The organism is Streptomyces sp. SAI-170 (assembly GCF_049739565.1).
Taxonomy (GTDB): Bacteria; Actinomycetota; Actinomycetes; order Streptomycetales; family Streptomycetaceae; genus Streptomyces.
Map to the genome: position 1 here is coordinate 6,820,048 of NZ_JBMGQD010000001.1, position 13,109 is coordinate 6,833,156.

The following is a 13,109-nucleotide window of genomic DNA, read 5'->3' on the forward strand; positions in this document are numbered from 1 at the left end:
GCCGGCCTCTTGCGAGGCATCCCAGTCAACCGGCCGGAAACTCTCCGCAACAGCGCGCGCACGCTGCGGATTCGCGTACTCCGTTCACACCCCGTGTGAAGGCGGACCCACTACGCTGTCGGGCACCGAGCCACCGGGGGGCACCCATGCAGCCCAACACACTGCTCGACGCGATCCTGGACGAGGCCGGGATCTCGCACGCCGGGCTGGCCGCACATGTCAACCAGGCCGGGCGCGCCCGCGGCCTGGCGCTGCGGTACGAACACACCGCCGTGGCCCGCTGGCTGAAGGGCCAGCGCCCGCGCGGCCAGGTGCCCGACCTGATCTGCGAGGTCCTCGCGGCCCGGCTGCACCGGCCGGTCACGCTCGACGACATCGGCCTCGGCGTCCCCGGTGAGCCGACCGTCACGCACGCCGGCACGCTGTCCGGGTTCGTGGAGCGCGCCACCGCCCTGTGGCGCTCCGACGAGCAGCAGCGCCCGCACATCCTGGGCGCGCCCGCGGTCACCGGCACGCCCGCGGTGATGCCGGTGTGGGAGTGGGAGAACCCGCCGGAGGACGTGGACGTCTCGCGCGGCGGCCGGCACCGGGTGACCTCGGCCGATCTGGAGATGCTGCGGGCGGCCCGTACGCACTACGAGCAGATGTACCGCAAGGCCGGGGGCGTGGCGACCCGCAGCCGGATCGTCGGCTTCCTCAACGCCGAGGCGGCCCCGCTGCTGCGCGGCAGCTACACCGACGCGACCGGCCGCCAACTGCACCGGGCGACGGGCGGTTTGGTGGCGATCGCCGGGATCTGCGCGTACGACTCGGACGCGCACGGCCTCGCCCAGCGCTACTTCCACCAGGCGCTCAGGCTCGCCAAGGCCAGCGGGGACCGGGGCCTGGGCGCGTATGTGATCGCGCTGCTGGTGAACCAGTCGCTGTTCATGCGTGAGCACCGTCAGGCGGTCGCCTTCGCGGAGGCCGCGCTGCGGGCCGCGGGCAAGCACATCACGCCCGCGCTCGCCTCCGACCTGTACGCGATGCAGGCGAAGGCGTACGCGCACCTCGGCGACGGCACCAGCGCGCTGTCCTGCATCCGGCGGGCCGAGGCGGCCGCCGAACGCATCCGGCGCGGGATCGAGCCCGACGAGACCGGCTATGTCCAGCCCGGCCTGGTCAACGTCCAGGTGGCGGAGGCGCTGCTCAGTCTGGGCGAGCTCCAGGCGGCGGCCGAGCACGCCGCGGCCGCGGTGGACAACCCCGCGCACGACCGGGGCCGGGTGCACCGGCTGGCCATGCTCTCCACGATCGAGCTGCGTCAGGGCAACGCCGACAAGGCCGTGGCCACCGCGGTGCAGATGGCCGAGCAGGCGCGGGGCATGGAGTCGCAGCGGCTGCGCGACAGACTCCGCGCGGTGCGTGAGCACCTGGTGGGCAGCGGCTGTTCGGGCACGGCGGAGGCCGCCGAACTCATCGACGGGGCACTGCGCGTACCGCTGTGATGCCCTGCTCCGGCCCGCCTCTGTGCGCCCGCCGCGCTGCCAACGCCCGTCCCTGTGCCTGCTGCCGGACCGCTCCTGCTGCGATATTGCCACTTACTCGGCGGAAGGTGGCAGAACCGTGCAGTGGACGAAACAGAACGAACAAACTGTGTACTCAAACCGCTGGTTCAGCGTCAACCTGGCGGATGTCGAGCTGCCGGACGGCCGGCATCTCGACCACTTCCTGATACGGCTGCGGCCCGTCGCCGTGGCCACGGTGGTCAACGAGGCCAATGAGGTCCTCCTCCTGTGGCGCCACCGCTTCATCACCGACAGCTGGGGGTGGGAACTCGCGGCCGGCGTCGTCGAGGACGGCGAGGACATAGCCCGGGCGGCCGCCAGGGAACTGGAGGAGGAGACAGGCTGGCGGCCGGGACCCCTGCGCCACCTGATGAGCGTGGAGCCGTCCAACGGGCTCACCGACGCCCGGCACCACATCTACTGGGCCGACGAGGGGGAGTACATCGGTCATCCCGTGGACGACTTCGAGTCGGACCGCAGGGAGTGGGTCCCCCTCAAGCTCGTCCCCGACATGGTCGCCCGTGGCGAGGTCCCGGCCGCCAACATGGCGGCCGCACTGCTGTTACTGCATCACCTCAGGCTCGGCCAGGACGTCCCTGGCTAACGGCCGAGCGCCTGCCAGACCGTCACGACGAGCGCGCCCACGGCCGTGACGGCCGCGATCGAGGGCAGGGGCCAGCGGGTGTGCTCCAAGGAGGTGAGCCGGGTCTCCAGCTCGTCCACCTCCTTGGCGGTCTCCTCGGTGCGATGGGTGAGCAGAGTCAGTCCGCCCTCGACCCTGGCGTACGCCACATCGAGGCGGCGTCGTAACTCTGCGAGTTCCCCTTGGATCACGGGATGCTCGGGATCGGCGGTCACGGGTCCGCTCCTTTCCGTAGTGGATTCACATCCCTTGCATGCGCGTGATGAGTCAACTCGCCTGGTGGGCGCGTGGGGAGAGTGTGCGAAGGGCATATGCGTGCCCGCCGCGCACACGGTGTGTGAATGCCGCGGGCCCGGCACTCGGAAGAGTGCCGGGCCCGCGGCGGTGACTGTGTGTGCTCAGCTGTAGGTGTAGAACCCGGAGCCGGTCTTGCGGCCGAGGCGGCCCGCGTCGACCATCCGCTGCAGCAGCGGGGGAGCGGCGTACAGCGGCTCCTTGTACTCGGTGTACATCGAGTCGGCGATCGAGGCGATCGTGTCCAGACCGATGAGGTCGGAGAGCTTCAGCGGGCCCATCGGGTGGGCGCAGCCGAACTCCATGCCGTTGTCGATGTCCTCGCGGCTGGCGATGCCCGACTCGAACATCCGGATCGCGGAGAGCAGGTACGGCACCAGCAGCGCGTTGACCACGAAGCCCGAGCGGTCCTGGGCGCGGATCGCGTGCTTGCCCAGCGTCTTCTCGGCGAACACCTGGGCGCGGCTGAGCGTGCCCTCGGAGGTGGTCAGGGCCGGGATCAGCTCGACGAGCTTCTGCACCGGGGCCGGGTTGAAGAAGTGGATGCCGATCACATGGTCGGGGCGCGAGGTCGCCACGGCCAGCTTCACCAGGGGGATGGAGGAGGTGTTGGAGGCCAGGATCGCGTCCGGGCGGGTCACCACCTGGTCGAGGACCTGGAAGATCTCGGTCTTGACCTGCTCGTTCTCCACGACGGCCTCGATCACCAGATCGCGGTCGGCGAACTCGCCCAGGTCGGTGGTGAAGCTCAGCCGCGCCAGCGTGGCGTCGCGCTCCTCGTCCGAGATCTTGCCGCGCTCGGCCGCCTTCGCCAGGGAGTTGAACAGCCGGGTGCGGCCGATCTCCAGGGCCTCGCCGGTGGTCTCGGCGACCTTGACGTCGAGTCCGGCACGGGCGCACACCTCGGCGATGCCCGCGCCCATCTGACCGCAGCCCACCACTCCGACGCGCTCGATGTCTGTCACATCGTCCCTTTCGCTGCTTGTGTACGGCTGTGGCAGGCCGGCGGGGTTCCGCCCCTGCTCCGTTCGTGCACGTTACCCCCAAGTATCGATGATCGATCGCCGGGGTCGGGCATCCTGGGCGCGGAGACGATCCGTGACCGTGCGGATCCGGAGCGTATGGGGTGTGTTTGGTGGGACGGATGTCACGGCGGGCGTTCGCGGTGGCGACTCTGGCGACCCTCGTGACGGGCGGCGAGGCGGTCGCGCAGGGGGTGAAAGGCCCGCGGCCGCGGTGGCCGCGGGCCGTCAGGGAGATGCGCGGCATGTGGCTGGCGACCGTCGCCAACCGGGACTGGCCCTCGGTCACCGGGCTGTCCGCGGCCCGGCAGCGCGCCGAGCTGCTCGCCCACCTCGACCGGGCCGTCGAGCGGCGGCTCAACACGGTGATCTTCCAGGTGCGGCCCACGGCCGACGCGCTGTGGCCCTCGCCGTACGAGCCCTGGTCGCAGTATCTGACCGGGGTGCAGGGCCGCGACCCCGGCTGGGACCCGCTCGGCACGGCCGTACAGGAGGCGCACGCGCGCGGCCTGGAACTGCACGCGTGGTTCAACCCGCTGCGGGTGGCGAACCACTCCGACCGCACGCAGCTCGTCGCCTCCCACCCGGCCCGCCGCCACCCCGACTGGGCCGTCGCCTACGGGGGCCGGCTGTACTACAACCCGGGCCTGCCCGAGGTCCGGGACTTCGTGCACGACGCGATGCTGGACGCCGTACGCAAGTACCCGGTGGACGGGGTGCACTTCGACGACTACTTCTATCCGTATCCCGTCCCCGGCCAGACCTTCGACGACGACGAGGCCTACGACACCTACGGCGGCTCCTTCGGCAGCCGGGCCGCCTGGCGGCGCGACAACATCGACCGGCTGGTGCGCGACATGGGGACCCGGATCGAGCAGGTCCGGCCCGGCACCCGGTTCGGCGTCAGCCCGTTCGGGGTGTGGCGCAACGCGAGCACCGACCCGCTCGGCTCGGACACGGACGCGTTCCAGTCCTACGACGAGCTGTACGCGGACTCCCGTAAATGGGTGCGCCAGAACTGGATCGACTACGTCTGCCCGCAGCTGTACTGGCACATCGGGCACGCGTCCGCCGACTACGCCAAGCTGGTGCCCTGGTGGGCCGAGGTCGCCCGGGGCACCGGCACACAGGTCTACGTGGGGGAGGCCCTGTACAAGGCGGGCCTCGCGGGGGAGCCGGCGGCCTGGCAGAACCCGGCGGAGCTGTCCCGGCACCTCACGCTGGCCGGGGGCCACGCGGAGGTGCGCGGGCACGTCTTCTTCGCGGCGACCGAGGTGGCCACCGACCCGGGCGGGGCGATGGCGCGGGTGGTCGCCGACCACTACAGCGCGCCGGCGCTGCCCCCGCGCTGACTCACTTCACTGTCAGGGCATCTGCCGTCCGGGCGGCATCGACCGGCCGGGCATCGGCTGCTCGGGCGGCATCTGCTGCCCGGACATCTGCTGCCCGGTCATCGGCCGCTCGGGCATCGGCTGCCCGGACATCGACTGTCCGGCCGTCTCCTGGCCGGTCATCGACTTCTTGTGCCGGATCTCGGTGTCCGGCCCCGGGGAGCAGACGCCCTCGTGGCCGTCCTCGAAGCGGACGCGGTACGGAGGGGTGCCCTCCTGCCCCATCACTTCGACGATCTCGCCGACCTTGTCGTGCTGTCCGACCACCCTGCCGTGCTGGACAAGCTGGTCGCCCACGGTTGCACGCATCGGGCCTCCTCAAGGTGTGTCAGCCGCGCGCCCGTTGGGTCACGGCGATGCACACCAGCACCGCCGCGGCCGTCAGCGGGGCGGCCACTGTCAGGTGCTCGCCCAGCAGCAGCACCGACCACACCAGTGTGAGCAGCGGCTGGGCCAACTGCAACTGGCTGGCCTTGGGAATGCCGATGACCGCCATGCCCCGGTACCAGACGACCAGACCCAGGAACTGCGAGCCCGCCGCCACCCACAGCAGCCCGGCCAGGCTGTGCCCGGTCAGGTGCACGGGTTCGTACGACAGCGCCACCGCAGACCCGATCACCCCGAGCGGCGCGCACAGCACCAGCGCCCAGCCGATGACCTGCCAGCCGGGCATCACCCGGGCCAGGCGGCCGCCCTCGGTGTAGCCGGCCGCGCACACCAGCAGCGCGGCGAAGAGATAGAGGTCGGCGCCGGTGAGGGCGCCGCCGCTCTGCTGCACGGTGAACGCCACGACCGCGGCCGCGCCGGCCAGCGCCGCCGTCCAGAAGGTCCGCGAGGGACGGTTGCCCATGCGCAGCGCGGACAGGGCGGCGGTGGTCAGCGGGAGCAGTCCGACCACGACGGCCGCGTGCGCGGTGGTGGACGTCTGCAGCGCGAGGGTGGTGAGCAGCGGGAACCCGACGACGACTCCGGCGCCGACCACCGCGAGCCCCGCCCAGTGCGCCCGCGCGGGCAGCGGCACCCGCAGCGCCAGCAGACAGCCGCCCGCGATCAGCGCGGCGAGCACGCTGCGCACGGCCACCAGCGACCAGGGGCCGAAGCCCTCCAGGCCCCAGGCGGTCGCGGGGAAGGTCAGCGAGAAGGCGGTGACGCCCAGTGCGGCCTGGACGACGCCGAAGGAGGACGACCGCTGCTGCAGGGCGTCGACTGCTATCCGACTCGGGGCGATAGCGCTACTCTGTGCTCTCATGCATGAGCGTAGCAGTGTCGGTGAACTGGCGAACACCCTGCGGAGCGAGCTCAACCGCTACTCTCCGGGTGAGAAGCTGCCGTCGAGCCGGGCCCTTGTCGAGCGGTTCCGGGTGAGCCCGGTGACCGTGTCGCGGGCGCTGGCCCAGCTGGCCGCCGAGGGACTGGTGGTCACGCGCCCCGGTGCCGGGGCCTTCCGGGCACGGCCCCGCGAGGCGCCCGCCGCGACCGGGGACACCTCCTGGCAGGAGGTCGCGCTCAGCGCCGACGGCGCCGCCGACCTGGTGCCGCGCACGGTGGACGCCTCCGGGGTGACCGTGTCGCTCGCCGCCCCGGCGGCCGGGGTGATCGAGTTCAGCGGCGGCTATCTGCACCCCTCCCTCCAGCCCGAGAAGGCGATGGCCGCCGCCCTGTCCCGGGCCGGACGGCGTCCCGGCGCGTGGGGCCGGCCGCCGCTGGAGGGGCTGCCGGAGCTGCGGGAGTGGTTCGCGCGCGGCCTCGGCGACACCGTCAGCGCCGCCGATGTGCTCGTCACCGCGGGCGGCCAGTCGGCGCTCACCACCGCCTTCCGGGCGCTGGCCCCGCCCGGCGCGCCCGTCCTCGTCGAGTCGCCCACCTACCCCGGCATGCTGGCCATCGCGCGGGCCGCGGGCCTGCGCCCGGTGCCGGTCCCGATGGACGCCGACGGGGTGCGCCCGGAGCTGCTGGCCGACGCCTTCAAGGCCACCGGCGCCCGGGTGTTCGTCTGCCAGCCGCTGTTCCAGAACCCCACCGGCGCCGTGCTCGCCCCCGAGCGGCGCGGTGAGGTGCTGCGGATCGCCCGCGCGGCCGGCGCCTTCGTCATCGAGGACGACTTCGTACGACGCCTCGCCCACGAGGACGCCGGTGTGCTGCCGCGCCCGCTGGTCGCCGACGACCCCGACGGCGTCGTCGTCCACGTCGGCTCGCTGACCAAGGCGACCTCGCCGAGCTTCCGGGTGAGCGCGCTCGTCGCCCGCGGGCCCGTCCTCGAGCGGCTGCGGGCCATCCAGGTCGTCGACACCTTCTTCGTCCCCCGGCCCCTGCAGGAGGCCGCCCTGGAACTGGTCGGCTCCCCGGCCTGGCCCCGCCATCTGCGCGCCCTCGGCACCCAGTTGCGCGCCCGCCGGGACGCGATGGTCTCGGCCCTCAGGCTGCACCTGCCCGACCTCGACCTGCCGCACGTCCCCTCCGGCGGCTACCAGCTCTGGGTCCGCCTCCCCGACGACCTCGACGAGACCCTCCTGCCCTCCGCCGGCGCCCGCGCCGGTGTCTCCCTCACCCCCGGCCGCCCCTACTTCTGCGCCGAGCCGCCCGCCGGCCACCTCCGCCTCAGCTTCGCCGCGGCGGCCGGTACGAACGAGATCGCCGAGGGCGTACGACGCCTGGGGGCGGCCTGCGAGGAGCTGCGCGGCTCGTGAAACCCGGTCGACCGGCCCCGCGCCGGGCTGCGAGCATCCCCGCATGACAGACACCACCGCCCTCCCCGACGGCTACGAGCTCTCCACCGACCCCGACCGCATCGACGCCGAGCGGGTGCACCGCTGGCTGTCCACCGACGCGTACTGGGCGACGGGCCGGCCCCGCGAGAAACAGGACCGGGCCATCGAGGGGTCGCTCAACTTCGGGGTGTACGACACGGCGTCGGGGGAGCAGGTGGCGTACGCCCGGGTCGTCACCGACCGGGCGACCTTCGCCTGGCTGTGCGACGTCTATGTGGACCGGTCGGTGCGCGGCAAGGGGGTCGGCACGGCGCTCGCCGTGGCGGTGCGCGAGGAGCTGCGGCCGTACGGGCTGCGGCGCATGCTCCTCGCCACGCACGACGCCCACGGGGTGTACGAGAGGGCCGGGTTCGCCCCGCTGGAGAACCCGGACCAGTGGATGGCGCTCCTTTTCGGCCAGTGAGACCCGGCCCACTCTGCGTAACCCATCAGTAACGCCTCTTGACCAGCGCACTCTGCAGGCCCACCATCCCCGCATGGCACTTCGGGTCACCTTCGTCGCCGCCGCGCGCAGCTCCGCGCTGCTCGCCGAGCGCTTCCAGGACGACCGGCCGCTGGACCAGGCGGGCTGGGACGAGGTCCAGCACGTCGCCGGCGGCCTGCTGCCGCTCGCGGCGGCCGACCTGCGCTACTGCTCTCCCACCCCGCGCAGCCGCGCGACCGGTGACGCCCTCGGCTACGCGCCGCTGGTGCAGCTCGCCCTGCGCGACTGCGACATGGGCCGCTGGAACGGGCTGACGCTGGGCGAGGCGATGGCCCGTGAGCCGGGCGCGGTGGACGCCTGGCTCGCCGACCCGCGCGCCACTCCGCACGGCGGCGAGTCGCTGCTGGCGTTCATCTCCCGGGTCGGCGGCTGGCTGGACACCCGCCCCGTGGAGGACGGCTGCCGTATCGTCGCGGTGGCCGAGCCCTCGGTGATCCGGGCCGCGCTGGTGTACGCCCTGAAGGCCCCGCCCTCGACGTACTGGAACCTCGACGTGCGCCCCTTGTCGGCCACCACGCTGGCCGGTCAGCGGGGCCGCTGGAACCTGCGCCTCGACATGGCCGCCGCGGCCTAGGGCCTGTCTTCCGGATCATGCCGACGTCGCGGGGTCTGGCCCTCGGCGGTTTCGCGCGTGTAGTCCGTGACCAGCAGCAGGTCCTTCGCCGGTCCGCCCACCCGCCACACCGTGCGCCAACGGTCGGGGCCGGTCACGGTGAACTCCCCGTGGTAGAGGTCCGCGGAGCAGGGGTGGTCGGCGATGTGCCGGCCGGTCCTCAGGTCGAGCGAGTGGAAGGGCCGCCCGTCGGCGAAGCGGACGTCCGCCGTCCCGGCCTGTGACCCCGGCAGGAAGCGCAGCGTCCGCTCGGCGGGCCGGGTGACCCCGTGCCAGGTGAAGTCGCCGGTCTCCCGGTGCAGCAGGCCGCCGCCGGAAAGTGGCGTGAAATCGGTGGTCCCGGTGAAGACGCCTTCCGTGCCGTCCCCTAGATCGCATACGACCCGTTCGACCCGCCATCCCCCCGCCAGATAGGCGAGCGCAGCGGGCACTGGCCAGAACTCGTCCATCTCGCCCGCGGTCCTTTCCCGGCCGTCCCTGCGCGACCCATTGACGCGTCAACGCCCCCTCCCTATCTTGCCGTTCGAAGTGCTGACCAGCGTCCGATATTTCGAACCATCATGCGCCCCGAGCAGGGGCCGAGCCGCGGAGTATCCATGTCACGCACCACCCGCACACGCCGGGTCCGCCGGCGAGTCGGCCTCACCGCCGGTGCCGTCCTGGCGGCCACGGCCGTCGTCGTCCCCGCCCCCGCCCACGCCGAGGCGGTCACGGACTACGCGATCACCCTCGACCCCGGCGCCCGGGGCGCGGCCATCGACGACACGATGTACGGCGTCTTCTTCGAGGACATCAACCGCGCCGCCGACGGCGGCCTGTACGCCGAACTCGTACAGAACCGGTCCTTCGAGTACTCCACCGCCGACAACGGCTCCTACACGCCCCTGACCTCCTGGGCGGTGGACGGCACGGCCCAGGTCCTGAACGACACCGGCCGCCTGAACGACCGCAACCGCAACTACCTCTCCCTGGGCGCCGGCTCGACCGTCACGAACTCCGGCTACAACACCGGAGTCCGCGTCGAGCAGGGCAAGCGCTACGACTTCTCGGTGTGGGCCCGCGCCGAGGCAGGCAGCACCCTCACGGTCGCCCTGCGGGACGCCGCCGGCCCCCTCGCGACAGCCCGCCAGGTGGCGGTGTCGGGCGGCTGGCGGAAGTACACCGCCACCTTCACCGCGACCCGCACCAGCTCGCGCGGCCGCCTCGCCGTGACGTCCTCCGGTGCCGCCGCCCTCGACATGGTCTCGCTCTTCCCGCGCGACACGTACAAAGGCCAGGCGAACGGCCTGCGCAAGGACCTCGCCGAGAAGATCGAGGCCCTGCACCCGGGCTTCGTCCGCTTCCCCGGCGGCTGCCTGGTCAACACCGGCTCGATGCAGGACTACAGCGAGGCCTCCGGCTGGCAGCGCAAGCGCAGCTACCAGTGGAAGGACACCATCGGCCCCGTCGAGCAGCGCGCCACCAACGCCAACTTCTGGGGCTACAACCAGTCCTACGGCCTCGGCTACTACGAGTACTTCCGCCTCTCCGAGGACATCGGCGCGATGCCGCTGCCCGTCGTGCCCGCGCTGGTGACCGGCTGCGGCCAGAACCGGGCCGTGACCGACGACGCCCTGCTGAAGCGGCACATCCAGGACACCCTGGACCTGATCGAGTTCGCCAACGGCCCGGCGACCTCGACCTGGGGCCGCAAGCGCGCCGAGATGGGCCACCCCAAGCCGTTCCACCTCACCCACATCGAGGTGGGCAACGAGGAGAACCTCCCCCAGGAGTTCTTCGCCCGCTTCCAGCAGTTCCGCGCCGCCGTCGAGGCGCGGCACCCGGAGATCACCGTCATCTCCAACTCCGGCCCCGACGACACCGGCACCGTCTTCGACACCGCCTGGAAGCTCAACCGCGAGGCGGGCGTCGACATGGTCGACGAGCACTACTACAACAGCCCCCAGTGGTTCCTGCAGAACAACGACCGCTACGACAGCTACGACAGGAACGGCCCCAAGGTCTTCCTCGGCGAGTACGCCTCCCAGGGCAACGCGTTCGAGAACGCCCTCTCCGAAGCCGCGTTCATGACCGGCCTGGAGCGCAACGCCGACGTCGTCAAGCTCGCCTCCTACGCTCCGCTGCTCGCCAACGAGGACTATGTGCAGTGGCGGCCGGACCTGATCTGGTTCAACAACCACGCCTCCTGGAACTCCGCCAACTACGAGGTCCAGAAGCTGTTCATGACCAACGTCGGCGACCGGGTCGTGCCCTCCACCGCGACCGGCACCCCGGACGTCAGCGCCCCGATCACCGGCGCGGTCGGCCTGTCGACGTGGGCGACCAGCGCGGCGTACGACGACGTCAAGGTCACGGCGGCCGACGGCACCACCCTGCTCAGCGACGACTTCTCCGGTGACGCCTCCAAGTGGACCCACAGCGGCGCCGGCAGTTGGAGCGTCCAGGACGGGGCCTACGTCCAGACCGACGCGGCCGCCGAGAACACCCTGGTCACCGCCGGTGACCCGGCCTGGCACGACTACGACCTGAACGTGAAGGCCACCAAGAAGTCCGGCAAGGAGGGCTTCCTCGTCGCCTTCGGCGTCAAGGACACCGGCAACTACTACTGGTGGAACCTCGGCGGCTGGAACAACACCCAGTCCGCCGTCGAGCAGGCCGTGAACGGCGGCAAGTCGACCCTGCTCTCCAAGGCCGGCTCCATCGAGACCGGCCGCACCTACGACCTTCAGGTCAAGGTCCGCGGCCGCCAGGTGAGCCTCTACGTCGACGGCACGCTCTGGGACAGCTTCACCGACGACAAGCAGGCCGAGCCCTTCCGCCAGGTCGTCACCGAGGACGAGCGCACCGGCGACCTGATCGTCAAGGTCGTCAACGCCCAGCCGACGGCCGCCCGTACGGCGATCGACCTCGGCCGCGACGACGTCTCCTCGCGGGCCCGGGTGACCACCCTGGCCGCCGACCCCGGCGACGTGAACACCGAGTCGGACACGCCGGTCACCCCGGTGACGTCCACCTTCTCGGGCGTCGCCGAGAAGTTCTCGTACACCTTCCCGGCGAACTCGGTCACGTTCCTGCGGATCAGGCAGGACTGACGGGCGACGACGGAGCGGGCCATCGTCTTGGCGGTGGCCCGCCTGTCACCAGTAGGCCCGGTCGTCCCACGACCGGAACCCGGCGAACTCCACCGGGTCGTCCTCCTCGTCGTCCAGCCGCGCCAGCCCCGGCGTGACGAGCGCCCCGCGCTGCCAGGCGAGCAGCGTGTCCAGCAGTCCGCCCTCCAGCGGCGGTCCCTGCCGGGCATGCCGGGGCCAGAACACCAGGGGCCAGGCGTCGGGGTCCGGCCCTTTGGTGAGCCAGCCCAGATAGTCGGCGTCGATGGAGTTGGCGAACGGCAGGAAACCGCCCGGCTCGGGCCACGCCGGCAGCGGAAAGTCGTCCGGGTGGCTCTCCCGCAGGCTCCGGTAGCCGTCCAGCGTCTCCTCGACGTGCGTGACGAACCGCCGCTCGCCCGTCCGCAGCGGGGTGTGGAAGCGCAGCCACTCGCTCCAGATCCCGGCGCCGTACAGGTCCATCAGCGCCACGTACTCGGTGGGCAGCCGCGTGCCGAGTTCCGCGAACAGCCCGTCCCAGACACCGCCCCCGAGATACGGCTCGACGGGCGGGGGCGCGAGCAGCCGCAGCGCGTCGAGCCCGGTGCCGGTCTCCAGGGCGAGTCGCCGCTCCTCCTCGCCGAGCCGCGAGGGCACCGGCACCGGCGGGGCCCATGGCACGGGAGAGTCCGCCAGGAAGTCCGGCCGGGCCCGGCTCCCGTACAGCGGCCCGATCACCGGCCCCGGCGGCGTGGGCGTCTCCCACCCCTCCCGCACGGCGTACCGCAGATACGCGCCGAGCCCCACCTCGTACCGATGCCAGGGCAGCAGCCCGCTGCCGGGTATCGCCCCCCGATGCAGCACGACGACGGGCCATGCGTCGGGATCCTCCGACCTGGATGTGTCCCAGAAGAACAGATCCCCGTCCTCGCTGTCGCCCCACGGCAGCAGCCCACCGGGCTCCGGGTACAGCACCGGACACCCGGCCTCGCCCCGCGCGTCCCGCAGCACCCGCCGCAGCCACCTGCTCCAGTCGTACGCGTCCCCGTCCCCGCAGGGCACATGCACATTGAGGAACCCGCCCACCTCCACAGGGCCGCACTCCCCGGCCAGCCGCCGGTAGTCACCGGGCAACCGCACCCCGAGCCACTCCTCGACGACCTCCCAGTCCACAGCCACGGGTTCCGGCGGCTGGGCGGCGTAGATCTCGGTGAAGTCGGTCAGGCTCGGGCACACGCGCATCCTCCGGATGATCTTC

General features: G+C 72.1%; 12 protein-coding genes and 1 pseudogene. 7 read left to right on the forward strand and 6 right to left on the reverse strand.

The window, feature by feature from the left end; genetic code table 11:
• Positions 1-146: 146 nt before the first annotated feature.
• Together RKD23_RS30670 and RKD23_RS30675 are read left to right on the forward strand one after the other, a co-directional pair.
• Positions 147-1,487: a transcriptional regulator gene (locus RKD23_RS30670; protein ID WP_404042952.1), complete on the forward strand. Its 1,341-nt coding sequence runs from the start codon at positions 147-149 to the stop codon at positions 1,485-1,487.
• Between the two features lie 118 nt (positions 1,488-1,605).
• On the forward strand, positions 1,606-2,151 hold the full coding sequence (locus RKD23_RS30675) for an NUDIX hydrolase (protein ID WP_424856643.1): 546 nt from the start codon (positions 1,606-1,608) through the stop codon (positions 2,149-2,151).
• Here RKD23_RS30675 and RKD23_RS30680 read toward each other — a convergent pair.
• The gene (locus tag RKD23_RS30680) at positions 2,148-2,405 is read right to left on the reverse strand and encodes a hypothetical protein (protein WP_404042956.1); all 258 of its coding nucleotides are present in this window, start codon (positions 2,403-2,405) and stop codon (positions 2,148-2,150) included. The genes RKD23_RS30675 and RKD23_RS30680 overlap by 4 nt on opposite strands.
• Before the next feature lie 183 nt (positions 2,406-2,588).
• On the reverse strand, positions 2,589-3,449 hold the full coding sequence (locus RKD23_RS30685) for a 3-hydroxybutyryl-CoA dehydrogenase (RefSeq protein WP_424856644.1): 861 nt from the start codon (positions 3,447-3,449) through the stop codon (positions 2,589-2,591).
• Positions 3,450-3,628: 179 nt separating this feature from the next.
• Between RKD23_RS30685 and RKD23_RS30690 the strand changes: the two genes are divergently transcribed.
• A complete protein-coding gene (locus tag RKD23_RS30690; protein ID WP_424856645.1) occupies positions 3,629-4,858 on the forward strand; it encodes a glycoside hydrolase family 10 protein in 1,230 nt (409 codons plus the stop codon).
• 156 nt (positions 4,859-5,014) lie between these two features.
• On the opposite strand, the pseudogene RKD23_RS30695 reads toward RKD23_RS30690, so the two are convergent.
• Positions 5,015-5,206 (reverse strand): annotated as a pseudogene (locus RKD23_RS30695) (DUF1918 domain-containing protein); the annotation flags it as partial.
• A 19-nt stretch (positions 5,207-5,225) separates the two neighbouring features.
• Positions 5,226-6,146, reverse strand: coding sequence for a DMT family transporter (locus tag RKD23_RS30700; RefSeq protein ID WP_424856646.1), 921 nt, complete (start codon positions 6,144-6,146; stop codon positions 5,226-5,228).
• On the opposite strand from RKD23_RS30700, the gene RKD23_RS30705 reads away from it, so the two are divergent.
• From RKD23_RS30705 to RKD23_RS30715, 3 genes are all read left to right on the forward strand, one after another.
• Positions 6,145-7,584 (forward strand): PLP-dependent aminotransferase family protein, encoded by a 1,440-nt coding sequence (locus tag RKD23_RS30705; protein ID WP_424856647.1) that lies wholly within the window; start codon positions 6,145-6,147, stop codon positions 7,582-7,584. The genes RKD23_RS30700 and RKD23_RS30705 overlap by 2 nt on opposite strands.
• A 43-nt stretch (positions 7,585-7,627) precedes the next feature.
• Positions 7,628-8,068 (forward strand): GNAT family N-acetyltransferase, encoded by a 441-nt coding sequence (locus tag RKD23_RS30710; RefSeq protein ID WP_424856648.1) that lies wholly within the window; start codon positions 7,628-7,630, stop codon positions 8,066-8,068.
• Between the two features lie 73 nt (positions 8,069-8,141).
• A complete protein-coding gene (locus RKD23_RS30715; RefSeq protein ID WP_424856649.1) occupies positions 8,142-8,723 on the forward strand; it encodes a histidine phosphatase family protein in 582 nt (193 codons plus the stop codon).
• Here the strand turns inward: RKD23_RS30715 and RKD23_RS30720 are convergent.
• On the reverse strand, positions 8,720-9,211 hold the full coding sequence (locus tag RKD23_RS30720; protein ID WP_424856650.1) for a DUF6314 family protein: 492 nt from the start codon (positions 9,209-9,211) through the stop codon (positions 8,720-8,722). The genes RKD23_RS30715 and RKD23_RS30720 overlap by 4 nt on opposite strands.
• Positions 9,212-9,358: 147 nt before the next feature.
• Between RKD23_RS30720 and RKD23_RS30725 the strand changes: the two genes are divergently transcribed.
• A complete protein-coding gene (locus RKD23_RS30725; RefSeq protein ID WP_424856651.1) occupies positions 9,359-11,854 on the forward strand; it encodes an alpha-L-arabinofuranosidase C-terminal domain-containing protein in 2,496 nt (831 codons plus the stop codon).
• 45 nt (positions 11,855-11,899) lie between these two features.
• Here RKD23_RS30725 and RKD23_RS30730 read toward each other — a convergent pair whose 3' ends face one another.
• Complete coding sequence (locus RKD23_RS30730; protein ID WP_424856652.1) at positions 11,900-13,093, reverse strand: hypothetical protein; 1,194 nt, start codon at positions 13,091-13,093, stop codon at positions 11,900-11,902.
• Between the last annotated feature and the right edge of the window lie 16 nt (positions 13,094-13,109).